This is a genomic window from Rhodococcus sp. F64268 (genome assembly GCF_023015605.1).
In the GTDB taxonomy this organism is placed as follows: domain Bacteria; phylum Actinomycetota; class Actinomycetes; order Mycobacteriales; family Mycobacteriaceae; genus Rhodococcus.
The window spans coordinates 734,425-759,343 of the sequence record NZ_JALKAI010000002.1 but is presented as its reverse complement, the minus strand read 5'-3'; the positions used below and the strand labels follow the sequence as shown (position 1 = coordinate 759,343).

The following is a 24,919-nucleotide window of genomic DNA, read 5'->3' as shown; positions in this document are numbered from 1 at the left end:
ACCAACTACAGGAGGCGAACATGCGGGTCTTCAACGGAATCGACGAGATCGAGAAGGCGGTCGGCGAGACCATCGGCCAGAGCGACTGGCTCGAGATCACTCAGGAACGGGTGAACCTCTTCGCTGATGCGACCGGCGACCACCAGTGGATCCACGTCGATCCCGAGCGGGCTGCGAGCGGTCCGTTCGGTGCGACGATCGCCCACGGTTACCTCACGCTGTCGCTGCTTCCGGTCCTCGGCACACAGATCTTCTCGCTCGACGGCCTGAAGATGAAGGTCAACTACGGCGCCAACAAAGTGCGGTTTCCCGCGCCGGTCCCGGTGGGTTCAAAGGTTCGCGCCTCTGCCGAGTTCAAGTCGCTCGAGCGCACCGCGAAGGGCGCCAATCTCGTCGTGGGCTACACTATCGAGATCGAAGGCGGTAGCAAGCCGGCACTCGTCGCCGAGACGATCGTCGTGCTTGTTCCCTGATCTGTCAGGGATTTTCGAGACTGGGATTCTCGATACGGAGGATGCGGTCGTCGTCATCTGTGGGTTCCCCGCGGCCGTCGCGGTTCGACGTGGTCAACCACAGTGAGCCATCGGGTGCGGTGACGACGGTTCGCATCCTCCCGTATTCACCCGTGAAGAACTCGGTTGTGCTGAAATCGGCGATACCTGAATCCGCGATACCGATGCGCCACAGGCGTTCTCCCCGCAGCGAGGCCATCCACAGGTTGTCGTCGTCGTAGGCGATCCCGGACGGTGACGCCTGAGCGACCGGCCATGTCACGACGGGGTCGATGTATTCATCCCTGCCACTGCTGCCCTCGACCTCGGGCCAGCCGTAATTGCCGCCGGCTACGATCTCGTTGAGCTCGTCCACATCGTTCTGCCCGAATTCGGACGCCCACAATCTGCCGTCGTCATCGAACGCCAGTCCCTGCACATTGCGGTGACCGAGCGAATACACCGGCGAGACCGGGTCGGGATTACCCGGCGCAGGCTCACCGTCCATGGTCATCCGCAGGATCTTCCCGCCGAGCGATGCCGGATCCTGTGCAAGAGGGGGATTGCCTGCTTCGCCGGTCGCGGCGTACAGCATGCCGTCGGGTCCGAACTGCAGCCGGCCGCCATCATGGACTCGTGCGGCAGGGATGCCGTCGCGTATCACCTGATGGCCGGTGAGAGTCGTTCCGTCGTACGTGACACGCAAAATCTGATTTCCGGAAGAGGTTGTGACGTAGAGGAATACGAACCGGTCGGTGTCGAATGTGGGTGACACCGCAATGCCGAGCAGGCCGGATTCCCCCTGCGCGACCGTACCGGCGATCCTCGCAATCTCTCGAACCTGCTTGTCTGCGCCGATCTCGAGGACGCGACCCGAGTCGCGTTCTGTGACGAGAGCTGCTCCGTCGGGAAGAAACGCGACACCCCACGGTGTGTCGAGACCGGATGCGACGGTGTCCGTGACCTGCGGTGTGGGGGCTGTGATCGCGGGAGTGGGTGTCGCGGGCACATCCTCCGAAGACGAACACGCGATGAGCGGAACCGTCAGGGCGAAGAGGGCGACGCGGCGCAACCATACGGATGTCACGTGGTACATCCTCGTGCAGCGACCCGCCATCGGTCCATCACCGCATCGGCGTGGCGTCCGTCCACCACTATCAGCTCGTCCGCGAGATTGACCGCGTTGCAAACGTGATTCGGAATCACCCGCACCCTTTGCCCGAGGTCGGGCCGGGTGCCGGCATTCGGCCACTGCACGGTGGCGTGATGCTCCGAAAGGGCAGTGATCCGCGCGTCGGGTTCGCCGAGAATACGGCCGTATCCGGTGGCCCACGGTGCACGGTCGGCGCCGAGTGTCTTGCTTCCGGAGTCGAGCACCACCACCTCGCCCCGGGCCGACACCACCGTCGCCAACGCGGTGAGTGCGATATCGGATTCGGTCACCGCATCGAGTTCGAGTTGCTGAGCGTCCCCGAACACGTACACCCCCGGGCGTAGCTCGGTCGAGACGGTGGGTGTCTCGATGAGGGCGGTAGGCGACGAGCCGCCGCTGATCACCACGGGATCGATACCGGCGTCGCGCAATGCCGCGGCCGCGACGGCGAGTGACTCGGTCTCCTCGGCACCGGCGACGTGAGGCAGGCCCGGACCGTACGAATGCCCGGGAAAAGTGAACACGCCCAGCACATTCAGCTCCAGCCTGCGCGCCCGCCCCGCGACCTCGCCCGCCTGTTCGGGTGCAACACCTGTCCGATGGTGTCCGCTGTCGATCTCGACCAGTACCCCGATCGACGTGTCGCAGTGCTCGGCAAGTGCGCGAGCTCCGGCCGCGGAGTCGATTCCGACAGTCAGTTGCACGGTCTCGGACAGGGCTTGCAATCGTGCGCCGCGCGCGGCGTCGACCCAGAGCGGATAGGCGATGAAGATGTCGTCGAACCCGGCTCGAGCGAAGACTTCCGCTTCGGCCACCGTCGCGACGGTAAGTCCCCGCGCGCCTGCGGCGAGTTGGAGATGGGCGATCTCGATGCACTTGTGGGTCTTGGCGTGCGGTCGTACATCGAGACCGCGTTCGCGCGCCGATGCTGCCATGCGTGCGATGTTGCCGTCGAGGACGGCGCGGTCGACGAGGAGTGCGGGGGTGACGTCGATGGAAGGAAAGGCGATCATCATCTCGACCGTAGTCGCACGCGGAAGCGTGGGTGTGCTACCTGGCTCCGCGTCGCCCGGTCCGCTGCGTTCCGCCCCTGGGTGTGATCACGCGAGGAGACACCGTTCGTGTCATCGAGCGCTGCTGGTGGATCCGGGTCGGGTAGGTGCTGTGCTGCTTTCGCATTGGGATACTGCCTTTCGGGATGTGGGGCGGCCGGGTAGCCGGACTTTTCGGTGAGGGCGCGTCGATTCAGGCGCGGTCGAGCCACGTGAGCTGCATGCCGTTGCTGAATTCCCGGCGCGCAGTGACGGTGAACCGCGTCGGGCTGAAGTTCCCGGACAGCGCCGGGAGTCCGCCTCCTGCGATCACGGGGTAGCTCTTGAACATCAGTCGGTCGATCTCGTGGATGAGCTGACCTGCGAGGTTTCCACCTCCGCACAGCCAGATGTCGAGCCCCTCCTGCTCCTTGAGTGTGCGGACCAGTTCGACCGGATCGGTGTCGACGATCTTCACCTGCGGGTTGTCCACCGGTTCGAGTGTGCGAGAGACGACGTACTGCATCATGTGGTCGTATGGGCTGGTCATGCCGCCGGCCTCGTAGGTGTGGCGACCCATCACCACGGTGTCCCATTGCAGATTCGGTGTATCGGCCGGCATGTCGACGAGTTCGCGCAGCGGGGTCGGGACCGATTCCGGGTATCGCTCGTTGATCCACGACATGTCGTCGGCTACCGGGTAGAAGTCGAATTCTCCTTCGGGGCCCGCGATGTAGCCATCGAGAGTGACCGCCGCGTAGTAGACAAGCCTTCGCATAATTACCGGACCTTTCGTAGTACTATGCTTGAAGTGGTTTGAACGTAGTACTACAGATGGAGTGGTGTCAAGTGGTTCGGACGAATCCTGAGCGGCGACAGGCCTTGCTGGATGCATCGATCGAGGTCCTGGCCCGAGAAGGTGCGCGGGGATTGACATTTCGGGCGGTGGACAAGGAGGCTGCGGTGCCTGCCGGTACCGCGTCGAACTACTTCTCCAACCGCGACGACCTGCTCGTTCAAGTGGGGCACCGCTACTACGAGCGACTAGTCCCCAGTGGCGAGAGGATGGAGCAGTCCCAGCAACTGCAGACGCGCGAGTCCATGACCGAATTGATGACCGAGGTGGTCGAGCGGGTTTCCGGATTCCGCACGGGCTATCTCGCGATCCTCGAACTCCGGCTCGAGGCGACCCGGCGGCCCGAATTGCAGGCTCTGCTCACCGACCGGGTGCGCGCTGATCTGGAGTTCAATATCAGCAACTATCGACTGTCCGGATTGCCCGGCGGCGAGGATGCCGTCGTTCTCTTGTATCTCACCTTGAACTGGCTCATCCTGGACCGCCTTACGCTCCCGGGGATCTTCGACGAGAAGCGCGCCGCAGATCTGGTGCGAACGGCGGTCGACCGCGCTATTCCGGCCGAGGGCTGACGTTCCGTCCGAACCCTTGTCTCATTGCGCCTACTCGAAAGGCGTGTTTCGGTAACAATCGAATAACGGTATCCACTTCGAGAGTGGACGTCCGCTTTCTGTGAATACGCTCTGCGCATGACCAGTGGTGTGGATCACGAAACGGGCTACGACCTCGTCGTGCGTGGCGGGCTGTGGTTCGACGGAAGCGGCGCGCCAGGCGTCGTGCGCAATCTCGGCATCCGCGACGGCGTCGTCGAGGTTGCGTCCACTGACGAACTGCTCGTCGGGCCCGATACCGAGGTCGTCGACGCGCACGGTAAGTGGGTGCTACCCGGCTTCATCGACACCCACACTCATTACGATGCGGAAGTGCTTGTCGGGCCCGGGTTGTCCGAGTCGGTACGGCACGGTGTCACCACTGTGCTCATGGGTAACTGCTCGCTCTCGACCGTCTATGTCAACGCACTCGACGGCGCGGACCTGTTCAGTCGCGTCGAGGCGTTGCCCCGCGACCACGTGCTGCGCGCGCTGGACTCGATGAGAACGTGGTCGTCGCCGCGGGAGTACATCGATGCCCTCGACAACTTGCCGCTGGGACCCAATGTAGCTGCGTTCATCGGGCACTCGGATGTGCGGGCGTCGGTGATGGGACTCGGCCGATCCACCGAGCCCGCTGTTGCACCGTCCCGCTCCGAACTCGCAGCCATCGACGACAAGGTGAACGAGGCGCTCGACGCCGGATTCCTCGGAGTCTCCACGATGACCAACCCGTGGGACAAGATGGACGGCGACCGCTACCGCTCTCGTACGCTCCCGTCGACGCACGCGTCGTGGTCGGAATTCCGTCGGCTGCATCGTATTCTGCGGCGCCGCGGCCGCGTGCTCCAGGCGGTGCCGAATCTCAACACCAAGTACGATGTCGCCTTCTTCGCTCTGGCGAGCACGGGCCTCGGCCGACGCCCGATGAAGGCATCGGTACTGGCTGCCGCCGACACCAAGGCCGAGCGGTGGGTCAACCGGATCTTCGGCCCCATCGCCTACGCTGCCAACCGCATCGGTAAGGGTATGTTCCGCTGGCAGCATCTACCCACCACCTTCGAAGTGCACTCCGACGGCATCGATCTCGTGGTGTTCGAGGAATTCGGATCGGGCCGTGCCGCACTTCATCTGAAGGAAGAGCTGGGGCGCAACGACCTACTGAAGGATGAGGGGTACCGGCGGTGGTTCCGCGAGGACTTCGAGAAGAAGTTCTCTCCGCGGGTGTGGCACCGCGACTTCGACGACACCCGGATCACGGAATGCCCCGATGAGTCACTCGTGGGCCGTTCCATCGGCGAGGTCGCCCGCGACAAGAACCTCCACCCCGTCGACACCTTCCTCGACCTCGTCGTCGAACACGGACGGAAGTTCAGGTGGCACACCGTGATCGCGAACGATCGGGAGAAGGTTGCGAATCGATTGATCCGGACCCCGGGTGTCACGGTCGGATTCTCGGACGCGGGCGCGCACCTGCGCAATATGGCCTTCTACAACTTCGGGATCTGCTTGCTGCGCCGAATCCATGACAACGAGAAGCGGGGCACCCCTGTGATGCCGCTCGGGGAAGTGGTCCACAAGCTCACCGGTGAACTCGGCGACTTCTACGGGATCGACGCGGGACATCTGCGAGTCGGCGACCGTGCCGACTTCGTGGTGATCGACCCGACGGGTCTGAACGACGACGTGGACGCGTACCACGAAGCAGCAATGGACGAGTTCGGTGGACTCAGCCGGATGGTCAACCGCAACGACGACGCCGTCACCGCAACCGCGGTGGCCGGGAAAGTGGTGTTCCGCGAGGGCGGTTTCGTGCCGGGGTACGGGACCAGTATCGGGACCGGGCGGTTCCTGCGCGCGGGTGTCGAGGAGCGCGGACCGGCGCCGGTGCGGGGAACGACTGTGGCACATCCGCTGTGAGTGTCCCGGCGCGTACTCGCCGTACTCAGCAACAGCGGCGGCAGGAAACGATCGGGCGCATCATCGACTCGACCATCGAGTCTCTTGCCGAACTCGGCTATGCCGCTACCACGATCGGTGAGATCTGTTCGAGATCCGGGGTGTCCTCGGGCGGCGTATTCCGGCACTTTCCGACGCGCCTGGACCTGATGGTCGCGGCTGCTGACGAGGTCAGCGTTCGGCAGCTCGCGAACTTCCGGACGGGGCTCGAACAGCTCGGCGAGCCCGACGCCGGCATCGAATCGGTGCGCGCGTGCCTGCAGTTGCTTCGCGACGCGACACGAGCTCCCATCAACGCGGCCTGGTACGAACTGCTCAGCGCTGCCCGCACCGATTCGAAGTTGCGCGAGCATCTCGTCCCGATGGGGGCGCGCTATCACGCTGCGATCGCCGAGTTCGCGCGTGCGCTGCCCGTCGCCGAACGTTTCGGGGCCGCTGAGTTCGACATGATTCTGTTCTCCCTCGTCCACCTGTTCGACGGTGAAGCGCTCGTCGCAACCGTGCATCCGCAGCCCGAGCAGGAAGAGCCCAGGATCGAATTCCTGGCCCAATTGTTGGTGAGCGTCACACTTCGCATAGGTTCGGGTAATGAGCAATGAGAACGGTCCTGCTCCGCAGTGGTTCGTGGATGCCCTTGCCGCGCCCGTCGAGACTGGAACCTACACGGTGTCGGGTGCGAGGATCGCCTACCGCGCGTGGGGTGAAGCGGGCTCACCCGGCGTAGTGCTCGTCCACGGCGGTATGGCACATTCGCGCTGGTGGGACCACATCGGTCCACAGCTGGCGAGCGGTCGTCGCGTTGTCGCACTCGATATGAGCGGACACGGCGACAGCGACCACCGCGAGATCTACAGCCTCGACCATTGGGCCGATGAAGTCCTCGGTGCTGCCGAACACGGCGGTATCTGCGGGCCACCCGTCCTGGTCGGCCACAGTATGGGCGGAATCGTCTCGTTCGTGGCGTCGGCACTGTACGGTGATCGGCTTACCGGTGTCGTCATTCTCGACTCCCCGATTCGGGACATGACCCCCGAGGAGGTCGAGATGCGTGCCAAGATGGTCGCGGACGCCGGGCCGCTGCGGGTGTACCCCTCTGTTGATGCCGCTGTTGCGCGGTTCCGGCTCGTACCTCCGCAGGAGGAAGCAGAGCCGTTCGTGTTCGACCACATCGCCCGCACATCGCTGAAGGAGGTCGATGGGGGCTGGTCGTGGAAATTCGACAACCTGCGCATGGGCCGGGAGGCGCGCCGCAGTCTCGAAGCCTTGCATCAAGGTTGCCCCCTCACGTATTACCGATGCGAGAACGGCATCGTCCGCGAACCGTTGTTGTCGCAGATCCGGGAGCAGCTGGGGCACGAGGCGACGATGGTGGAACTGCCCGTCGCCGGACACCACCCGATGTTCGATCAACCCCTTGCCCTGGTCACGGCGATCCGAACAGTGCTCGCAGGTTGGGGTCGCTGAACCTGTGAACCCGCTTCGCCGGCTGGCGATCCACCTGGGCGCTCGACCGTGGCTGCCGCGACATGCCCGCGTCATCGTCGGGGTGGACCGCGCCATCCAGTGGCTGACGCGGGGCAGGCTCACGTTGCTGACGGCTTCCGGGCTACCCGAACTGATGCTCACGGTCGTCGGACGGAAGACCGGTGTGCCCCGGACGACGCCCCTGCTCTGCGTGCCGTACGACGGAGGTTGGCTGGTCGCGGGATCCAACTGGGGCAACCCCGAGCCGCCCGCGTGGGTGCACAACCTGAATGCAGTGAATGAGGCTACCGTGCGCTTTCGTGGCACCGTCACCGCCGTCTCGGTACGGATCGCCGAAGGCGCCGAGCGGGAGGCAGCGTGGGCCGCGCTGGTGGCGACATGGCCGAACTACGACTTGTACGCCGAACGGATCGAGCGTGAGATACCGGTGTTCATCCTGATGCCGACATAGGTGCTCACGCCGGTTGGTGCGCGTCGGCGTCCTCCATCCGAATCGGCGTGCGGCGCTCGCGGAGCAGGTGACGCGCCGCCCAGTCGAGCCAGAATCCGAGGAAGCCGATCACGACGATCACTGCCATGACCTGGTCGTAGGCGAGCTGGTCACGCGCGTTGAGGATTTGATAGCCGAGCCCCGAACGCACACCGAGCATCTCGGCCGGGACCAGCACGACCCATGCGATACCGAGCCCCACGCGCAGACCCGTCTGTACCTGAGAGCGGATCGAGGGAAGCACGACCGTCGTGAGCAGTTCGACACGTGTCGCGCCGAAGGACCGGGCGACCATGAGGTGTCCGGGGTCGATGGCGTGTACCCCGGCTGCGGTGTTGATGACGATCGGCCATATCGCCGCTGCGGCAATGAGGAAGAACACCGGTTGGTGCCCGATTCCGAACAGTGCCACTGCAATCGGAGCCCATGACAACGGCGAGATCATCCGCAGGAACTGCATGACCGGCATGGTCGCCTGCTCGACCACCGGGTTGAGTCCGATCAGCAGCCCGAGCGGGATGCCGAGTGTCGCGGCGATCAGCAATCCGACCAGAAGCCGCCACAGGCTTGCGAGCATGTCGGGTAGCAGCACTCCGCGGGCGAACAGATCCACGATGGCCGGACCGACATACTGCGGCGCGAATTCGCGCACGAGTGAATCCGGTCCGGCGACAACGGTGGTGACCAGCCACCACAGCGCCACGGCGATGACGATCGCGATGGTCTGGGGCAGAAGCGGAAGACTCCGGGCGGACCGGGCCGTGGTGCTCACGTGGGGTCGACCTCCTCGATGCGGGTGAGATCTGCGGGTAAGCCGAAGGCGTCGGTGCCGGGTATCCGGGTCAGTGACGTGCGGACGAATCGGTCGTCGACGAGTTCGTGGTGCACGGTGGCAGGGTCGATCCGTGACAGGAAGTCGGTATTGCCGTCGACGACCGTGCCGTGCATCGCCTCGACCAGTGCGGTGGTGAAACTGGGGAAGGGGAAGGGCTGGTAGCCGATCTGCTGAGGCATCCACTGGGGGTGCCGGGTGCCTGCGTCGCGCCCCGGATAGGTCAGTGCCGTCGTGATCGCGGGCAGCGGTTGCGGCAGATAGCGGTCGGAGAGCATCGCTGCGGCAGCCGGACGATCGGCGTCGATCTGCAGCTGTGCGGATACCACCGAATCGGTCAGGGACTGCACCGCCGCGGGATTCTCTTCGATGACGTCCTCGTGGACGAGCAACGCGCAGCAGGCGTGATCACGCCACAGGTCGCCGAGGAAGCGGTGGATCCGGCCCACGCTGCGGAGTTCGGCGGCAGCGTTGAATGGATCTGCGACAGTGAATCCTGCGATCGAGCCGTTGGCCAGGGCTGGAATCATGTCGGACGGGCCCATCACGACAAGCCCGACGGTACCTGCGGATCTCGACGGCGCCTGCCGCACGACGGGTGTCAGCCCGCGTTCGCGCAGCATCTGCTGAACGACGATGTTGTGGATCGACCACCAGAATGGGATTGCGATGGTCTCGCCCGCAAGCTGCCCGAGGTCGGTGATGTGCGGAGCTACGGTGAGCGCGGAACCGTTGGTGTGGGTCCAGCCGAGAATGCGAGCGGAACTTCCCAGTCCGTAACGTAATTGGACCGCGAGCGGCATCAGCAGGTGCACCACGTCGACCTGCCTGCTGACGAATGCCTCTGCGAGCGACGCCCAGCTGCGGAACAGCACGGGTTGCGCGCCGTCGACGACGCCACGCGGATACAGTCCGGCGCCGTGTGCGACGAGCAGCGGCGCCGCATCGGTGATCGGAAGATAGCCGATGCGGAGTTGTCCCGTCGTGTTGGTGCGGTCTGTTGCGGCGGTGCGCACCAGATCGGCTGCGCCGAGCACGCCACCGGCAGCGGCGAGTCCGAGCGCTCCCTGTATCAGGGTTCGCCGTGTCAGCTTCCCATTCACGACGGAGTCAGCGACGAATCGCGGTAGTGCTCGAGGATCTCCGTGCGCAGAGGTGCCCGTTCGTCCTGGTTGACATCGGCGATGCGCCACTGCTGGCGCACTGTTCCACCTCGGCCGAACAGGGCGATCCGGTCGGCGAGGCGAAGCGCTTCGTCGATGTCGTGCGTGACCAGCACCGTCGTGAAGGCGAGTTCGCGGGCGAGTTCGCCGAGCCACGACTGTAGGTCCGAGCGTGTCGCGGGGTCGAGTGCACTGAACGGTTCGTCGAGCAACAGCAGACGTGGACGCACCGCGACCGCACGGATCACCGCGATGCGCTGGGCCTGCCCGCCCGACAGCTGATCAGGGTAGTACCCGGCGAGGCCGGACAATCCGAATCGGGCGAGTAGTTCATCGGCGTACGCGATGTCGAATCGCTCTCGGTGGTTCTTGAAACGTCCGCCCAAAGCGATGTTCTCGCGGACGGTGAGCCATGGCATGAGGTAGGGCTGCTGGAACACGACACCCGTGTGGGGGCGGGCGTCACCGTCGGCGCTCGGCCACTCGATCTCTCCGCGATCGAGATGGTCGAGACCGGCGATGATCCGCAGGAGCGTCGACTTCCCGCTGCCACTGCTGCCGAGCAGGACGAGGAACTCCCCGGTGGGGACGTCGAGATCGAGTCCCTGGAGAACCGGCTCGCGTCGACCCGCGAAGCTCTTGTATGCGCCCGCTACTCGAACTTCGAGAGTTCCCATCGCAACTGTCCTTCCGAGGGAGATTGGATGGGGAGGAATGCGGCCTCGCGGAAACGCCTGTTCGTCGCGCTCGCGGAGGCATATCCGGCGCCGCCGCGGAGTGTCGCTTCGAGGCGCGTCGCGGCGACTGCGACGACCGAGCCGTCGAGACGAAGGCGGACCAGATCGGCCCCCGACACGGTGGACGGCGCGGTGGCGAATCGGTAGAGGCGCTCCCGGAGCGAGTCGTATTGCTCTGCAAGGACTTCATACTCGTCGCTGAACTGCTCGCCGAGACCGTACAGGCGCGACGACGCCTCCTCGAGGGACGCTCGGGCAATGCCCGAGCAGAACGAGGTTTGCAGCAGCAGGAAGGTCGGGCGAATGGCACCGCAGAACTCGGTGAGGTCTTCGGAAATGATGTCCGAAGCCGGGATTCGGACGTCTTCGAAGGTGAGTGAGGTCGACGAGGTGGCGCCGAGTGCGAGGAGTTCGGGTGACGCGTTGATGCGGATGCCGGGTGCATCGGCATGCACTGCGGCGATCACGTGTCCGCCGTCGGCGGTGCGGGCGGGAAACACGATGAGCGATTCCGGAAAGACGTTGGAAGCCCAGTGGATCGGGCCGGAAACGGTGAGTCCGCTGTCGGTGCGTTCTGCGAGAAGCGGAAGGTCGCCGAGTCCGGCGAGGTATTTGAGCGCGGCCGCCATGGCGGTGACGCCGATCCGCCGACCCGATGCGAGCTCGTCGCGGTACCGTTCGCGTAGGTATTCCGGTGCGCGGTCGAGATATTCGAGTGTCATGCGCTGAGCCCACAGCGAGAACCCGACGGTGAGGGACTCCGCGGCGATCCCGTCGATGACCGCGACCATGTGATCGAGACATATTCCGCCGAGCCCGTTCTCGAGCAGGCCGAGCTCGCCGATGCGCGCGAGGTCGGTGCGGATATCGGTCTCACCGCGATCGAGAGCGGCGGCACGGTCGCGCACGAATTCGGCGATCGTGTCGAGCTGCTCGTTCGGGTTCTGAATGGCCGCGGTCATCGGATACCTATCCTTCGAGGGAGTGGATGCGGTCGATCGGGGTGCTGACGGCCTCGCGAGCGCGGACGACGGCGTCCTCGTCGGGGGCGTTGTAGAAGCACAGGCACTTGTCCATGTCCTCGCGGACGTAGGTGCGCAGGAAGCTCACCTCGGGCACATTGGCGTACTTCGGCGAGTTGGCCTTCTTGCGCGCGAGGTAGGTCTCCATGTCGATGGTGTCGGGGATGTCCCACTCGACGAGGTAACCGGCTTCGGGTCGTGCAGCCTTGATCTGGTCGAGCTCGGCACCGACGAGTCGAACCTCGTTGGGGCCTACCACTTCTGCGACGTCCAACGTGGTTGCCTCGAGCTGGGCTGCGCGGCATGCATCGAACTCGGCGACAGCGAAGATGCGGGTGCCGCCAGCGGTCACCTGCGACTCGATCAATTCGCCCCCGCCTGCGACGACCGCGGTGTCGAATGCCTTGATGGCGGCTTCGGCCTGACCTTCGGTGGGTACGAGTTCGTAGAGATACAGCGACATGGGTCACCTTCCGAGTAGAGCTGGGTGGACATGCTGACGGCAGGTGTGAGCGCAGGCGTACGTCAGGAATCGACGGGCGAGGCGAGACGGGGGCCGGTCAGCGCATGAAACGACAACACGCAGCACCGGTCACCCGCACGAGATCCACGTGCAGGCGACGGGTCAGAAGACAGCGTGTCACGGGTGCCACGATACATCTGGATAGAACGATCTGTCTATCGGGTCGATCCGTTAGGCTTTTCTGCGTGCACACCACAGTCGAAACCCTCGCCAAGCGACCGCCCGCGGAACGACTCCTCGACACGGCAAGCGCACTGTTCGCCGAGTTCGGGATCCGTGCGGTGGGTGTCGATCGGATCCTCGCCGATGCAGGTGTCGCACGTGCAAGCCTGTACTCGTCCTACGGCTCGAAGGACGGCCTCGTCCATGCCTACCTGGACCGACTCGACCATCGCGATCGCACCCGATGGAACGATGCTGTTGCGGGCATCGACGATCCCGTGCGCCGAATCCTGACCTTCTTCGACCTTGCGCTGGCCTCGGCGCCCGGCAGGAACTTCCGGGGATGCCAGTACGCGAATGCGGCCACGGAGTTCCCGGAGGAGCGGATGGAGCCGGTGCTTGCACATCGTGAGTGGCTACTCGACACTCTCGTGGGACTGCTCGACCAGGCAGGTGTCGCCGATCCGGAACACATGGCCGAACGCGTCCGGTTGATCTACGACGGGGCGCTCGCCGGTTCGAAGTTCGAGCACTCGACCGGGCCGATCCGTGGTGGCCGAGACCTCGCTGCGGAACTCATCGAGGCAGCTCGAGACGCGCGGCGGACTCGCGTCGACGGGTGAGTCCACGGAATCCGGCGCCTGCGACCGCGAGGGTGATGAGTACACCGATCGCGCCGGCCGCTCCGGTCGACCCCTGCTGACCGCCGACGGTGTAGTCGGCAAGGGGGCTGCCCGCAAGCCGATGTTCGTGAACGGAGCGGGCCATGCAGTCGCCGGTCCGTGACGGATGAAGGGTGTCGTCGGGCGTCGTGGCGCTCGGTGTCGCGTTACTCGGTGTCGCATCGCACCCTCGCAGAGTTGCGGCTTCCAGCGCGTCGGGTGTGTTCGCGGCGAAGGCGGACAGGGCGAAGGTGGAGAGGATGCAAGCGATACCGAAAGCAGCCGCGCCGAGCGCAGTCACCAGACGGGTGTGCGTCGCGCCCGCCGAGGCAACGAGGACAGCCCCGGTGACAAGACCTTCGAGGAGAGCGACGGGTGCGTGGGCGCCGTACAGATACGCAAGCGTCGACAAAGTCATGGGTGAAGCGCCGGAGATCGCGTAGACGACCACGAATCCGGTGACCGCGGCGAACACCGACGCGCAGCCTGCAGTGAATGCGATGGTGAACGTTCGTGCGGTCGGGGACAGCGTGTCGCGGTGAGTGAGGAATGTGCGAAGGGCGACGGCGGTTCCGTACCCGCCGGCGACCCCTGCGAGGGCCATGACGGTGGTGTTCGCTCCGAGTACGGTGAGGCCTCCGTCGGCGAAGACGAATGCCTGGATGGCGAGCACGAATGCCAAGCACAGCGCGGCGCCGAACGGGCCGATGAGCAGCACTGCCACAGCGCCGCCGAGGACATGGCCGCTCACCCCGGGGAGGACCGGGACGTCGATCATCTGCATGGCGAACACGAGGGCGGTCACGAGTGCCGCGGTCGCGGCGGACTTTTCGGACAGCTCGGCCCGGGCCCTCCATGCGGCGAGCGCGAGGCCGAGCACGGCGACAACATAGAACAACGCTGATGCACGCGGGGTGATCAGCCCGTCGCTCATGTGCATGGCCACGGTCTCCACGGTCAGGTTCTCCACGATCACGGTGCCCCCATCTCACGCTCGTGGGCGCAACGCTAGTGCCGGGTACGCAGTTCCCGAGCGACATTCGTCAGGCCGGTTTCCGTGTCGACCGTATACACGAATAGGAACATGTTCTATATTTCGTTCATGTACGAGTGGTCCGACACAGACCTCATGTTCCGCGACGCGCTGCGCGGATTCATCGAGAAGGAAATCCGCCCCCACATCGACGAGCTCGAGTCCGGTGAGCTCCCGCCGTTCGACATCATCCGCAAGATGTATGCCGCGTTCGGGATCGACGAGATGGCCCGCGAGTCTCTCGACCGGGCTCTCGCCAAAGAGGAGAAGGGCGAGACCTCGTCCGGCGGTACAGGGGGAATGGGCGGGTCGCCGGGTATGGCGGCGCTGCTCAACATCGAGATCGCCGGCGTGAGCCTCGGGCTCGTCGCATCGATGGGTGTGAGCCTCGGGCTCACCGCAGGCACGATTCGCAGCCGCGGGACCCTCGCGCAGAAGAAGCGCTGGCTGCCCGAACTGGTGACCTTCGAAAAGGTCGGTGCCTGGGCCATCACCGAACCGGACTCGGGATCCGACGCTTTCGGCGGCATGAAGACCACCGTCCGTCGCGACGGTGACGATTACATCCTCAACGGACAGAAGACCTTCATCACCAATGGGCCTTATGCCGACGTCATCATCGTCTACGCCAAGCTCGACGACGGCGATGCGACGGTCGACCGACGCGACCGCAAGGTTCTCGCGTTCGTGCTGGACAAGGGGATGGAAGGTCTCACCCAGAGTCCGCCGTTCAAGAAGATGGGTATGAACTCCTCGCCCACCGGCGAACTGTTCTTCGACAATGTGCGCATCACCCGCGATCGCCTCCTCGGGGAAACCGAGGACGGCGGGAGTAGTGATGGGAAGAGCAGTGCGAAGGAATCGTTCGCGGCCGAGCGAATCGGGATCGCGTACCTGTCGCTCGGCATCATCGAGCAGTGCCTGACGCTGTGCACCGAGTACGCGAAGTCGCGCAAATTGTGGGGTACTGCGATTTCCCAGTTCCAGCTCATCCAGCTCAAGCTTGCCGAAATGGAGATCGCCCGGGTCAACGTGCGGAACATGGTGTTCAGCGCGATCGAGCGTGCGCAGGCGGGGAAGCCGGTGAACCTGGCGGAGGCGTCGGCGATGAAGCTGTACTCGTCACGCGCTGCCACCGAGGTCGCGATGGAAGCGGTGCAGTTGTTCGGTGGCAACGGGTACATGGCCGAGTACCGCGTCGAGCAACTGGCCCGTGATGCGAAGTCGCTGATGATCTATGCGGGGAGCAACGAGATCCAGGTGACTCATATTGCGAAGGGGCTCCTGGCAGATTGACCGAAATGACTGTTTTGCGGTGAAATTTCCCGGTCGCAGGCTCGATCGGTAATACCAAACCGTGCCGATGGACACCGGGTAGTGGTAATTGCCCGGTGTCTTCGCATATCTTGACACGTGGACCTACAGGTCAGGACTAGTTATCTGCAACTGGCGATAACCATAAATTGATGTGCACAAGTATCGGGGAGGATCACGATGCACGGGGGAGAGAATGGGCCGCGAGACCGGCCGATAATCCGGTTCGACGACCGGCCGACCACGCCGATCAACATCGATGGGCGGTCGGCACGCGCCGAACGCACGCGCCAGGCGGTCATCGATGCGCATATCGCATTGATACGTGACGGCGAGCTCAAGCCGACAGGCGCACAGATCGCTGAACGAGCGCGGGTATCGCTGCGATCGCTGTGGGGGCATTTCGGCGACCTGGAGACACTGTTCTCGGCGACCGGGGCCGAATTGATGCGTCGACAGGACGACGCACACGAGCCGGTGGATCCGAGCCTGCCGCTCGCGGAACGTATCGACCGGTACTGCCGTCAGCGTGCCGAGGCGCTCGAGTACATCGCGCCCTTCTCACGATCGGCAGAGGTTCGGGCGCCGTTCTCGGAAGACCTGCAACGCAACCGGCACCGCTACCTCGAGCGAGCGGAAATCGAAGTGCGGATGCTGTTCGCTCGGGAGTTCACCAGAGCCGACGACACGGCGCGTGTTCAGATCGTCCAGGCGATCGCGATCGCGTCGACGTGGCCCACCTGGGTCTCGCTGCGCGACGTCGTGGGTCTGTCCGTTCCGGACTCGACCGAAGTGATGAAGCGAATGATCGGTGCCCTGGTGGAATCGGTCAGGTCACCGACAGCGCACCCGCTGGCGGTCTGACCGCAATCCGGTCTGTCCCGACCGCGCGAAAGTTCACGGCCCGGCATGCGCCGCGAGGAACGGTCCGATGACCGACAACACCTCGGGCGCGGCCGCGACCGTGCCCGCATGGTCGCGGCCGCGCAGGATCGCCAGTCGCGCACCCGGAATCGTGCGCGACAAGAATCGGGTGTCGTCCACCCGTAGGTGATCCTCGGAACCGGCGACCGCCATCGTCGGCACTTCGACTTCGCCCAGTGTTGCGTCGTCGATTCCCGGTTCGCGGTCGGACCGGCGGAAATACGCGACGAGTGCCTCGGTGTCGTTGGCGCGGAACGCCGCAGCGGTGACAGGGTCGACCGGCACCTCTCGGTGGTTACTCCACTCCGCGAGAAAGCTGTCCATTCCCTTCTGTGCGAGCACCTCCACACAGCCAGGGAAGAACAACGAGTCCATCGCCCCGCGTTGCGGACTCGCACTCCCGCCGAGCGAGATCAAACTGTGAAGCCGTTGCGGCGCGGTCACCGCGAGCGCCAGGCCTGCCCGTGCTCCGAACGAATACCCGAGGTAGTGCACCTGTCGCACGCCGACGGCATCGAGAACGGCCACCAGATCGCCGACGATCGACTCCATCGCGTACGCGTCCTCGTCGTGCGGAGTGTCGCTGCGCCCGTGCCCGCGCAGGTCGGGCAGGAGCAGTCGGTAGTGCTCCCGCAACGCGGCCACGTACCCGAGGCCGCGCCATACTGCCGACGACAGTGCGCTGCCGTGCACGAGCATCAACGCCGGTGCGTTCTCGTCACCCGATCGGGCGGGCAGAGACGAGAACGCGATGCGCGTGCCGTCCGCAGGATTGGTCGCATAGCTCACTCCTCCACCTTCACACACTCCTCCGGGATCTCCGCGTCTTCCGGAGCAACGGACCGCGTCACACCGATCTCGCCGAGGAACCGCTCGTCGTGGGACACCACCACGAGTGCGCCCTCGAACGCCTGCAAAGCCTGGGTCAGATGCGCGAGGCTCGGCAGATCCAGGTTGTTGGTCGGTTCGTCCAGGATCAGCAACTGCGGGGCCGGATCGGCCGCAAGGAGGATGGCCAACGCTGCGCGGAGTCGCTCACCGCCCGAGAGGACCCCGACGGGCACGTCGGCATCGGTCCCGCGGAACAAGAAGCGCGCCAGGCGTGCCCGCACCTCCTGCGGAGGCAGGTGCGGTGCGCGCAGTTCGGCATTGGCCACCACTGATGCCGTGTCGTCGAAGATGTCGAGGCGTTGGGGGAGTAGCGCATACGGCACCAGTGGCCCGGCGTCGACGATCCGGTTCAGGAGCGTGGTCTTTCCCGAACCGTTGGGTCCGCGCACCGCAATGCGCTCCGGCCCCACGATTTCGAGCGGGCCCGCAGTGATCCGCTGCCCGGGGTGCACCGAAGTGCCGGGCAGATCCACTCGGATCTCACGGTCGTTGCGCACCGCATCCTGTGCCTGATCAAGTTGAGTCCGAGCGGATTCGAGGTTTCCCTCGTGTTCGCGCCGATACTTCCCCGCGGACTCCTGTGCCTGCCGCTTGCGCATGCCCATGATGATCTTCGGCTCGCGCTTGTTCTCGAACATCTTCCTGCCGTAGCGTGCTCGCCGGTCGAGCGTGACGTGCGCGGCTGCGAGCTCGCGGGCCTGCCGGCGAACGTCGCTGCGCGCGTCCCGCACCGCGGCCCGAGCGGCTTCCTGTTCGGCTTCGATGATCAGCTCGTAGTCGCTGAAGCCGCCGCCGAACATGCGGAGACTGCCGTCGCGCAGTTCGGCGATCGTGTCCATCCGATCGAGAAGATCGCGATCGTGACCTGCGACGATCACAGTCCCCGGGAAGCGGTCGAGGGCGTCCTGCAGGCGTTCGCGAGCGGCCGAGTCGAGATTGTTGGTCGGCTCGTCGAGTAGCAGCACTCCGGGTTCGGAGAGCAGCCGCGCGGTGAGTCCGAGCAGGACGGTCTCGCCGCCCGAGAGTGTCCCTACGGTGCGATCGAAATCATTCTCGTCGTGCAGGATTCGATCGAGCCCGAGTCGGTGCACGGTCGCGAGCGCACGTTCCTCGACGTCCCAGCGGTCGCCGACGGTGTCGAAGTCGTCCCCGGTGCCGTCTCCGGATTCTATTCGTCGCAACGCTGTTCGCACTGCCTCGATCCCGAGGACGGTCGAAACCGACACAGCGGGATCGAGGGTGATGTCCTGCGGCAGGTACGCGACCCGGCCGGAGGTCGTCACCGATCCGTGCACCGGTCTGAGATCTCCTGAAATAAGCTGCAACAGAGTGCTTTTGCCGCTTCCGTTGCGCCCGACGAGTCCGGTACGTCCGGCGGTGAAGGTCGCGTCGAGCCCTTCGAAGACGGCTGTGCCGTCGGGGTGCTCGAATGCGAGCGCGGACAGCGTGACACTGCTGGAGGAAGAAATGGGTGTAGACATACGAACTCCTGGAGGTGGAAGACGGCCCGCACGTACTGCGCGGTGGTCGAGAACCTCTACAGGAGCAATGCCTTCTCCGAACGCCGGGAACAAATTCGGTCTCCACGATAAGTGCAACGGAGCGGGGAGTGCAAGCGAATTGACGGCTGTCGGGTCGCAGGCTTCGGTTGTCGCACAGTTCACCGGCTCGTGACGTCGGCCGACGGCGCTGTTCTCCGATCTCCGGCATGATCGTGGCCATGCATACAGGTCGACGAACGATCACGCTCGTGACGGCGGCGTCCCTCGCTCTCGGCGTGGCGAGCTGCGCGACAGGGCCGGATCAGCCCGACACGGTCGCGCAGGAGTTCGCCGCTGCCCTGGATACCGGCGACTCGGCGTCGGCCGCTGCGCTGACCACGGACCCGGCTGTCGCGGAAAAGATGATCTCGGGTCTGTTCGAGGGTTTGGGCAACGACGATCCGACCGTGACGGTCGCGGGTACCGGAGAAGGTGACACCTTCGAGCTGGACGTGTCGTGGAACTTCGGGGAGGGGCGCGACTGGTCGTATCGCACCATCGGCTCCGCGACCCCGGACGGTGCCGACGAGTCGGATGACGACGACGGGTGGAGGATCCGGTGGGACCCGGCGCTGCTGGCGCCGGAGCTGAGCCAGGACACGTCACTGCGCTACACCCCGACGACGGGCACGCCGCCGACGATCTTCGACAGTGCGGGACAGCCGCTGATGAGTGAGCAGATCGTGACCCTCGTGAATCTCGATTCGTCCGCCGACCCCGCGGTGGTGGCGCCCCTGCTCGCCACGGCTGCACCGACGATCACCGCGGCGTCCCTCGCTGCCGACCTGGAGAAGGCGGACGGCGCACCGGTGACCGCGGTGGTTCTGAGAGACGCCGATCTTGCCCCCATCGAAGAGCAACTCTCCGCGACGCCCGGCGTCACGCTCGCACCGCAACCACGGCTGCTCACCGCCGACCGTGATCTGTCGTCCCCGGTGTGGTCGGGTCTGGACGAGATGTGGCACGAGAATCAGGCCGCGACCGCGGGCTGGGCAGTGCAGTCGGTGGCCGCCGACGGCACCGTTCGATCGATCGCAGGAGTGGCCCCCACCGAAGCTCCCGACATGTACACCACGATCGATCCCGGTCTGCAGGCTCGGGCGGAAAGCACGCTCGCGTCGTTCGACCGGCCGGCCGTGATCGTCGGGATCGACGCCGAGACCGGTGCGGTGCGCACCGTCGCGCAGAACGCCGCGGCAGATCGGGAAGGCCCGGTCGCGCTCACCGGTCTGTACCCTCCGGGTTCGACGTTCAAGACCGTGACCACGTCGGCGGCGTTGCAGGCGGGGCTCGCCGAGCCCGACACGGTGCTTCCGTGCCCCGGGGTCGCGACGATCGGCGACCGGACCATTCCGAACGACGAGAGTTTCGACCTCGGCGAGGTGCCGCTGCACACCGCCTTCGCACACTCGTGCAACACCACGATGGCCGCACTCGCCGTGGACATGCCTCCCACTGCCCTGACCGATGCCGCATTGCAGTTCGGACTCGGCGTCGACTACATCACCCCCGGCCTCGTGACCGTCACCGGAAACGTCCCACCGATGGAGTCGGGCGCGGCACGTGTCGAGGGCGCGATCGGGCAGGGAGAGGTGACGGCCTCACCGTTCGGTATGGCACTCGTGGCCGCGTCGATCGCGGGTGGGAAGACACCGTTGCCGATGATCGTCGAGGGCCAGCAGGCAACCGCCGACCAGGATGTCGCACCCGCTCCGGAAGGCACGATCGCTGCACTCCGAACGATGATGCGAGAGACGGTAACCGAGGGCACGGCGAGCGCGCTGAGCGACTTTCCCGAACTCATCGGCAAGACCGGAACTGCGGAGTACGGTGGCAACAACGGGGCAGCCGGAGATGTGAGCGGGGCACACGGCTGGTTCATCGGCGCGCAGGATAACCTGGCGTTCGCAGTGTTCGTTGCGGGTGCCGACAGTTCGGCTCCCGCCGTGGGGGCGGCCGGGCAGTGGCTGGGGAGGTGACCTTCTCGGATGTAGCGCAATCGTGATCGCATCGTAGACGACTCGTGCTTGTGACCGATGTTGCTGGAGTGAAGGTTGGGGAGTATGGGATTTCGAGAGTGGCAGCGTCGGCGCGGCGTTCGCGCTGTCGCCCTCGGTGCTGCCGTGGCTGTCGTTGCCGCGGTGGGTCTGAACACATTCGTGTTCGATGACCCGCGCAGCGATGCACAAATCCTGGTCGACGATTTCGTCGAAGCGCTCAACGATCGCGAACCCGACGTCGCCTCCGAACTCACCTCTTATCCCAACGCCGCCGAGCCAGTGCTGGCGCAGATGTTCGACGGACTCTCCGACGGCAGCGTCGACTACGACGTCGCCCAGCTCGTCGAACTCAACGAAGACTCCGGATACTTCACCCTCACCGCCGACTGGAACTTCGGAGAGGGCAAGGACTGGCACTACCAGGTTGACGGATCCGTTCGGAAGCTGGCCGTCGGCTGGCGTGTGTCGTGGAGCCCCAATGCGGTCGTCCCCGACCTCGCAGGCCGAACCGTCCACCACGTGCGTACGGACGCCGCACCACCGAAGATCTTCGACCGCACGGGCAAGCCGCTGATGGAGGAGCAGACCATCAATGCGGTCGTGCTCGATCCCGCATTCATGCCCGATCCCGTCGCCAGCACGACACGGCTTGCCGAAGTCCTCGCTCCCGTCGCTCCCGTCATCACCTCCGAGCTCATGCAGGGGCGGCTCGCCGCAGATCCCGGAGCTCGCATCACCGCGGTCAAACTCCGCGACCAGGACTATCAGTTCCTCGAAGAGGACATCGTTGCTGTGCCAGGCGTCGAAGTCATCAAGACGCCGACGCTGATCAGCTCCGACCGCCGGGTCTCGACCCCGCTACTCGATTCGCTCCGCTCGGCGTGGCAGCTCGAACGCGACCGCACCGCCGGTTGGGCCGTGACACTCGAAGATCCCCAGCAGGGGCCGATTCAGGTTGCGGGGTTCCAGGGACCCCCGCCACCGGATCTGACGGCCACCGTCGATTCGCACGTGCAGCTCGCGGCCAAGGAAGCGGTCGTCACCGTCGGTACCCCCGCGGCGCTCGTCGCGATCCAGCCCTCGACCGGCGGGATCCTTGCCGCAGACGTCAACAACCAGGCCATGGAACTCGGCCCCGTAGCCACCCGAGGTCTGTATTCGGCGGGCTCGGTCTTCGATCCGGTGCGGTTGGCGGCAGGTCTCGACCGCGGTGTTGCTCCCGATTCGGTGAACACCGACGATCTGGCCGATACCGCACGTCGCCTCGGGCTCGGCGTGGAGTACTCGGTGCCCGGGTTCGAATTCGAGACGGCACAGATCGGGCACGGGCGGTCCGGAGTAGTGCAGTTCACCGGAGACGACGGTGACGAAACGCTCGTGAGTCCGCTCGGCGCCGCGTTGCTGGCCGCATCGATCGCGCGCGGCGAAGCTCCCGCGCCCATGCTCGTGCAGGGGCAGCCCGCGTCGGTCGCCGATGCACCCGAGCCGCTGCCGTCGCATGTGACCGACGCTCTGCGCGGACTGATGATCGACAACGTGCAGAACGGTCCCGCGTCCTTCTTGAAGGGGCACCCGGGTCTGGCCGGCATCGCCGCCTCCGCCGGCGACGACCGCTGGTTCTTCGGTTACACCGGCGACGTGGCGTTCGCGGTGTTCGTTGCCGACGCCGACGGCGGCGACCGCGCGGTGAAGATGGCCGACCGGTTCCTCACCGAATTGGCGAAGCCGCCCGCCTGACCCTTCGCGCGCACGGCGCCCACCGGGGCTCCCTGGCGAGGGGACCGGTACGTTCGATCATCGTGACGATTGTCGATGTACTGCTGCTCGTCGTCGCAGGGTTCTTCGCCGGCGTCGTCGGGTTCGTCACCGGTCTCGCGTCACTTGTGTCCTACCCCGCATTACTTGCGGTGGGGTTGTCGCCCGTCGCCGCGAACGTCACCAATACGGTCGCGATGGTCGGTGTCGGCGTCGGTGCTCTCAGCAACTCCGCTCGTGAAGTGGTCGACACGGGACCGCGGGTGTGGCGGTGGACGGCATACGCGGCGCTCGGTGGTCTCACCGGCGCTGTCGTGCTCCTCGTCGCGCCACCGGGGTCGTTCGAGGCCACGGTGCCTTTTCTCGTCGCGTTCGCGTCGCTGGCCCTGCTTCTGCAGCCGAGGATTCGTGAACTGGCCGGTGGCCGCGATCTTCCCCGCGTGTTCGCCGCCGCGCTGTTCGTCGTCGCGGTGTACGGCGGCTACTTCGGGGCAGGCGCGGGCGTCATCTTCCTCGCACTCACGCTGATCTGTACCTCCGAGTCGATCTGGCGCGCGAGCATCCTCAAGAGCTATCTGCTCGGCGTCGCCAACCTGGTCGCGGCGATCGGTTTCGCGTTCTTCGGACCGGTCCACTGGATCGCTGCGGCGGCCATGGCGGTAGGTGCGTTCGCCGGCGGCTGGTGCGGTCCTCCACTGGTCAAGCGGATCCCTCCGACCCTGCTGCGGGTTGCGGTCGCAGTGGCAGGGTTCGGTCTCGCCGCGTGGCTCGGCTTCGGCTGACTCGGCGCGACGCGTCGCTAGTGCACGCCGTGCATGAGCTTCCGGATCCGCGGGGTGAGTGCGATCAGGATCAGGCCGACGGCGATCGAAGCGCCGCCGATCCACAGGTAGTACGGCACTTCGTTGTTCTGGTCGTAGTAACCGGCTAGGGTGCCCGCCATTGCACTGCCCAGCGCGACCGACAGGTAGAACAGAGCCACCATCTGGGTGTGGAAGTTCTTGGGTGCGAGCTTCGTCGACAGGGACAGGCCCACCGGTGACAAGAACAACTCTGCCAGCGTGAACAGCAGCAGGATGCCGATGAGCCCGAGCAGCGGTGCACTGTTGGCGCCGCCCCCGGACATCGGGATGAAGCACAGGAACGCAATGCCCATGATGATGGTGCCGCACGCGAACTTGACGGGGGACGACGGTTGCCGAGGCCCGAGTTTCGTCCAGGCGGCGGCGAACACGCCGGCGAACAGAATGATGAAGACGGGGTTGATGGACTGGACCCACGACGGTGGGAACTCCCAGCCGAACAGGTTGCGGTCCAGGCGTGAATCGGCGTACACCGCGACCATGGTGAACTGCTGTTGGAACAGCGACCAGAACACGGCGCTCGCAAGGAACATCGGGATGAACGACCAGACCCGGCTGCGCTCGGTCGTCGTGATCTGCTTGCTGCTCAGAATGACGAAGAAGTAGACGACCGCCGCGACGACAGTCAGCGCGACCACGATGTCGGACATGTTGCCCGAGGTGATGACGCCGGTCGCCGCGAGGAGGCCGACAACGACGACGGCTGCCACCGCGCCACCAGCGACTCGCAGTCGCAGATCGGCCGGGAGTGGATGCGGCGGTGTACTGCCGATGTCGCCGAACTGCTTGCGATAGAGCGTGTACTGCGCGAGACCGAGGAACATGCCGATTGCTGCGAGACCGAAGCCCCAGTGGAAGCCGTACCGGGTCTGCATGAAGCCGGTGAGCAGTGGACCGACGAGTGCACCGAGGTTGATGCCCATGTAGAAGATCGAGAATCCGGCGTCGCGACGATCGTCGTTCTCGTCGTACAGGTCGCCGACCATGGACGTCGCAGTCGCTTTGAGCCCGCCACTGCCGAACGCGACGCAGATCAAGCCCACGCCGACTCCGAAGAGTCCGGGCAGCAGCGCCAACGCGATGTGGCCGATCATGATGAGCACGGCACTGTAGAACAGTGTGCGTTCAGCGCCGAGCAGGCGGTCGGCGATCCATGCCCCGACAATCGTCGACAGGTAGACGGTGCCGCCGTACGCGCCGACGATCGAGGTGGCGGAGACCTGGCTCAGACCCAGCCCGCCCTCTGCCGCCGAGTAGTACAGGTAGTAGATCAGGATGCCCTGCATGCCGTAGAACGAGAACCGCTCCCACATCTCGACACCGAAGAGGTTGGCGAGGGGGAGCGGTTGTCCGAAGAACCGGTGATCGGTTCTCGATTCGGCTGGGGGCACAGTGTCGCTCATGAGTGTCACTGTTGCACCGAGGAGCGGATGGTGTGGGTG

25 protein-coding genes are annotated in these 24,919 nt (G+C 65.3%); 12 read left to right on the top strand and 13 right to left on the bottom strand.

Features of this window, described 5'->3' with window-relative positions:
- Positions 1–20: 20 nt before the first annotated feature.
- Positions 21–473, top strand: coding sequence for a MaoC family dehydratase (locus MWU77_RS07865; RefSeq protein WP_169687311.1), 453 nt, complete (start codon positions 21–23; stop codon positions 471–473).
- Between the two features lie 4 nt (positions 474–477).
- Here the strand turns inward: MWU77_RS07865 and MWU77_RS07860 are convergent, their stop codons facing one another.
- The 3 genes from MWU77_RS07860 to MWU77_RS07850 all read right to left on the bottom strand — a co-directional run bounded on the left by MWU77_RS07860 (position 478) and on the right by MWU77_RS07850 (position 3,453).
- Positions 478–1,587, bottom strand: a complete 1,110-nt coding sequence (locus MWU77_RS07860) for a sorbosone dehydrogenase family protein (protein WP_374229826.1) — start codon at positions 1,585–1,587, stop codon at positions 478–480.
- Positions 1,575–2,657, bottom strand: coding sequence for an alanine racemase (locus MWU77_RS07855; RefSeq protein ID WP_169687309.1), 1,083 nt, complete (start codon positions 2,655–2,657; stop codon positions 1,575–1,577). The genes MWU77_RS07860 and MWU77_RS07855 overlap by 13 nt, the downstream gene beginning before the upstream one ends.
- Positions 2,658–2,889: 232 nt before the next feature.
- A complete protein-coding gene (locus MWU77_RS07850; RefSeq protein WP_169687308.1) occupies positions 2,890–3,453 on the bottom strand; it encodes a dihydrofolate reductase family protein in 564 nt (187 codons plus the stop codon).
- 71 nt (positions 3,454–3,524) lie between these two features.
- Between MWU77_RS07850 and MWU77_RS07845 the strand changes: the two genes are divergently transcribed.
- The 5 genes from MWU77_RS07845 (at position 3,525) to MWU77_RS07825 (ending at position 8,016) form a co-directional block, all read left to right on the top strand.
- On the top strand, positions 3,525–4,103 hold the full coding sequence (locus MWU77_RS07845; protein WP_169687307.1) for a TetR/AcrR family transcriptional regulator: 579 nt from the start codon (positions 3,525–3,527) through the stop codon (positions 4,101–4,103).
- 117 nt (positions 4,104–4,220) lie between these two features.
- Entirely contained in the window at positions 4,221–6,041 is a 1,821-nt protein-coding gene (locus MWU77_RS07840; RefSeq protein ID WP_247273357.1) for an amidohydrolase family protein, read from the top strand.
- A complete protein-coding gene (locus tag MWU77_RS07835; protein WP_247273356.1) occupies positions 6,038–6,679 on the top strand; it encodes a TetR/AcrR family transcriptional regulator in 642 nt (213 codons plus the stop codon). Before MWU77_RS07840 ends, MWU77_RS07835 begins: the two co-directional genes overlap by 4 nt.
- Positions 6,669–7,544 (top strand): alpha/beta fold hydrolase, encoded by an 876-nt coding sequence (locus MWU77_RS07830; protein WP_247273355.1) that lies wholly within the window; start codon positions 6,669–6,671, stop codon positions 7,542–7,544. Before MWU77_RS07835 ends, MWU77_RS07830 begins: the two co-directional genes overlap by 11 nt.
- A 4-nt stretch (positions 7,545–7,548) precedes the next feature.
- Entirely contained in the window at positions 7,549–8,016 is a 468-nt protein-coding gene (locus MWU77_RS07825; RefSeq protein ID WP_247273354.1) for a nitroreductase family deazaflavin-dependent oxidoreductase, read from the top strand.
- A gap of 4 nt (positions 8,017–8,020) precedes the next feature.
- On the opposite strand, the gene MWU77_RS07820 is transcribed toward MWU77_RS07825, so the two are convergent.
- The 6 genes from MWU77_RS07820 to MWU77_RS25105 form a co-directional block, all read right to left on the bottom strand.
- The gene (locus MWU77_RS07820; RefSeq protein ID WP_247273353.1) at positions 8,021–8,827 is read right to left on the bottom strand and encodes an ABC transporter permease; all 807 of its coding nucleotides are present in this window, start codon (positions 8,825–8,827) and stop codon (positions 8,021–8,023) included.
- Positions 8,824–9,990, bottom strand: coding sequence for an ABC transporter substrate-binding protein (locus tag MWU77_RS07815; protein WP_247273352.1), 1,167 nt, complete (start codon positions 9,988–9,990; stop codon positions 8,824–8,826). Before MWU77_RS07815 ends, MWU77_RS07820 begins: the two co-directional genes overlap by 4 nt.
- The gene (locus tag MWU77_RS07810; protein WP_247273351.1) at positions 9,987–10,727 is read right to left on the bottom strand and encodes an ABC transporter ATP-binding protein; all 741 of its coding nucleotides are present in this window, start codon (positions 10,725–10,727) and stop codon (positions 9,987–9,989) included. Before MWU77_RS07810 ends, MWU77_RS07815 begins: the two co-directional genes overlap by 4 nt.
- Complete coding sequence (locus MWU77_RS07805) at positions 10,703–11,749, bottom strand: acyl-CoA dehydrogenase family protein (RefSeq protein ID WP_247273350.1); 1,047 nt, start codon at positions 11,747–11,749, stop codon at positions 10,703–10,705. The genes MWU77_RS07810 and MWU77_RS07805 overlap by 25 nt, the downstream gene beginning before the upstream one ends.
- A 7-nt stretch (positions 11,750–11,756) precedes the next feature.
- Positions 11,757–12,272: a DUF4242 domain-containing protein gene (locus MWU77_RS07800; RefSeq protein ID WP_169687298.1), complete on the bottom strand. Its 516-nt coding sequence runs from the start codon at positions 12,270–12,272 to the stop codon at positions 11,757–11,759.
- 97 nt (positions 12,273–12,369) lie between these two features.
- Positions 12,370–12,420 carry a hypothetical protein gene (locus tag MWU77_RS25105; protein ID WP_374229836.1) on the bottom strand — a complete coding sequence of 17 codons (51 nt, stop codon included), beginning with the start codon at positions 12,418–12,420 and terminating at the stop codon, positions 12,370–12,372.
- 97 nt (positions 12,421–12,517) lie between these two features.
- Between MWU77_RS25105 and MWU77_RS07795 the strand changes: the two genes are divergently transcribed.
- Positions 12,518–13,117 carry a TetR/AcrR family transcriptional regulator gene (locus MWU77_RS07795; RefSeq protein ID WP_247273349.1) on the top strand — a complete coding sequence of 200 codons (600 nt, stop codon included), beginning with the start codon at positions 12,518–12,520 and terminating at the stop codon, positions 13,115–13,117.
- Here the strand turns inward: MWU77_RS07795 and MWU77_RS07790 are convergent.
- Positions 13,071–14,132 (bottom strand): energy-coupling factor ABC transporter permease, encoded by a 1,062-nt coding sequence (locus MWU77_RS07790; protein ID WP_247273348.1) that lies wholly within the window; start codon positions 14,130–14,132, stop codon positions 13,071–13,073. The two genes, MWU77_RS07795 and MWU77_RS07790, sit on opposite strands and share 47 nt — an antisense overlap.
- A 126-nt stretch (positions 14,133–14,258) precedes the next feature.
- Here MWU77_RS07790 and MWU77_RS07785 point away from each other — a divergent pair, with 126 nt between their 5' ends.
- A complete protein-coding gene (locus MWU77_RS07785) occupies positions 14,259–15,485 on the top strand; it encodes an acyl-CoA dehydrogenase family protein (protein WP_169687295.1) in 1,227 nt (408 codons plus the stop codon).
- A gap of 198 nt (positions 15,486–15,683) precedes the next feature.
- Entirely contained in the window at positions 15,684–16,367 is a 684-nt protein-coding gene (locus MWU77_RS07780) for a TetR/AcrR family transcriptional regulator (protein ID WP_247273347.1), read from the top strand.
- A gap of 33 nt (positions 16,368–16,400) precedes the next feature.
- Here the strand turns inward: MWU77_RS07780 and MWU77_RS07775 are convergent, their stop codons facing one another.
- Positions 16,401–17,216: an alpha/beta fold hydrolase gene (locus MWU77_RS07775; RefSeq protein ID WP_247273346.1), complete on the bottom strand. Its 816-nt coding sequence runs from the start codon at positions 17,214–17,216 to the stop codon at positions 16,401–16,403.
- Complete coding sequence (locus MWU77_RS07770) at positions 17,213–18,799, bottom strand: ATP-binding cassette domain-containing protein (RefSeq protein WP_169687293.1); 1,587 nt, start codon at positions 18,797–18,799, stop codon at positions 17,213–17,215. The genes MWU77_RS07775 and MWU77_RS07770 overlap by 4 nt, the downstream gene beginning before the upstream one ends.
- Before the next feature lie 239 nt (positions 18,800–19,038).
- Between MWU77_RS07770 and MWU77_RS07765 the strand changes: the two genes are divergently transcribed.
- The 3 genes from MWU77_RS07765 (at position 19,039) to MWU77_RS07755 (ending at position 23,396) form a co-directional block, all read left to right on the top strand.
- Complete coding sequence (locus tag MWU77_RS07765) at positions 19,039–20,838, top strand: penicillin-binding transpeptidase domain-containing protein (RefSeq protein ID WP_374229825.1); 1,800 nt, start codon at positions 19,039–19,041, stop codon at positions 20,836–20,838.
- Positions 20,839–20,922: 84 nt separating this feature from the next.
- The gene (locus MWU77_RS07760; RefSeq protein WP_169687291.1) at positions 20,923–22,596 is read left to right on the top strand and encodes an NTF2-like N-terminal transpeptidase domain-containing protein; all 1,674 of its coding nucleotides are present in this window, start codon (positions 20,923–20,925) and stop codon (positions 22,594–22,596) included.
- A gap of 62 nt (positions 22,597–22,658) precedes the next feature.
- Entirely contained in the window at positions 22,659–23,396 is a 738-nt protein-coding gene (locus MWU77_RS07755; RefSeq protein ID WP_169687290.1) for a sulfite exporter TauE/SafE family protein, read from the top strand.
- Positions 23,397–23,413: 17 nt separating this feature from the next.
- Here MWU77_RS07755 and MWU77_RS07750 read toward each other — a convergent pair whose 3' ends face one another.
- Complete coding sequence (locus tag MWU77_RS07750; RefSeq protein ID WP_247273345.1) at positions 23,414–24,880, bottom strand: peptide MFS transporter; 1,467 nt, start codon at positions 24,878–24,880, stop codon at positions 23,414–23,416.
- Positions 24,881–24,919: the final 39 nt, after the last annotated feature.

What these genes read in the sequence shown, in the direction of transcription:
- MWU77_RS07800 (WP_169687298.1), bottom strand. Translation starts at nt 12,272, where the DNA reads ATGTCGCTGTATCTCTACGAACTCGTACCCACCGAAGGTCAGGCCGAA.
- MWU77_RS07780 (WP_247273347.1), top strand. Translation starts at nt 15,684, where the DNA reads ATGCACGGGGGAGAGAATGGGCCGCGAGACCGGCCGATAATCCGGTTC.
- MWU77_RS07840 (WP_247273357.1), top strand. Translation starts at nt 4,221, where the DNA reads ATGACCAGTGGTGTGGATCACGAAACGGGCTACGACCTCGTCGTGCGT.
- MWU77_RS07765 (WP_374229825.1), top strand. Translation starts at nt 19,039, where the DNA reads ATGCATACAGGTCGACGAACGATCACGCTCGTGACGGCGGCGTCCCTC.
- MWU77_RS07785 (WP_169687295.1), top strand. Translation starts at nt 14,259, where the DNA reads ATGTACGAGTGGTCCGACACAGACCTCATGTTCCGCGACGCGCTGCGC.
- MWU77_RS07760 (WP_169687291.1), top strand. Translation starts at nt 20,923, where the DNA reads ATGGGATTTCGAGAGTGGCAGCGTCGGCGCGGCGTTCGCGCTGTCGCC.
- MWU77_RS07770 (WP_169687293.1), bottom strand. Translation starts at nt 18,799, where the DNA reads ATGTCTACACCCATTTCTTCCTCCAGCAGTGTCACGCTGTCCGCGCTC.
- MWU77_RS07830 (WP_247273355.1), top strand. Translation starts at nt 6,669, where the DNA reads ATGAGCAATGAGAACGGTCCTGCTCCGCAGTGGTTCGTGGATGCCCTT.
- MWU77_RS07860 (WP_374229826.1), bottom strand. Translation starts at nt 1,587, where the DNA reads ATGTACCACGTGACATCCGTATGGTTGCGCCGCGTCGCCCTCTTCGCC.
- MWU77_RS07865 (WP_169687311.1), top strand. Translation starts at nt 21, where the DNA reads ATGCGGGTCTTCAACGGAATCGACGAGATCGAGAAGGCGGTCGGCGAG.
- MWU77_RS07805 (WP_247273350.1), bottom strand. Translation starts at nt 11,749, where the DNA reads ATGACCGCGGCCATTCAGAACCCGAACGAGCAGCTCGACACGATCGCC.
- MWU77_RS07750 (WP_247273345.1), bottom strand. Translation starts at nt 24,880, where the DNA reads ATGAGCGACACTGTGCCCCCAGCCGAATCGAGAACCGATCACCGGTTC.
- MWU77_RS07855 (WP_169687309.1), bottom strand. Translation starts at nt 2,657, where the DNA reads ATGATCGCCTTTCCTTCCATCGACGTCACCCCCGCACTCCTCGTCGAC.
- MWU77_RS07850 (WP_169687308.1), bottom strand. Translation starts at nt 3,453, where the DNA reads ATGCGAAGGCTTGTCTACTACGCGGCGGTCACTCTCGATGGCTACATC.
- MWU77_RS07810 (WP_247273351.1), bottom strand. Translation starts at nt 10,727, where the DNA reads ATGGGAACTCTCGAAGTTCGAGTAGCGGGCGCATACAAGAGCTTCGCG.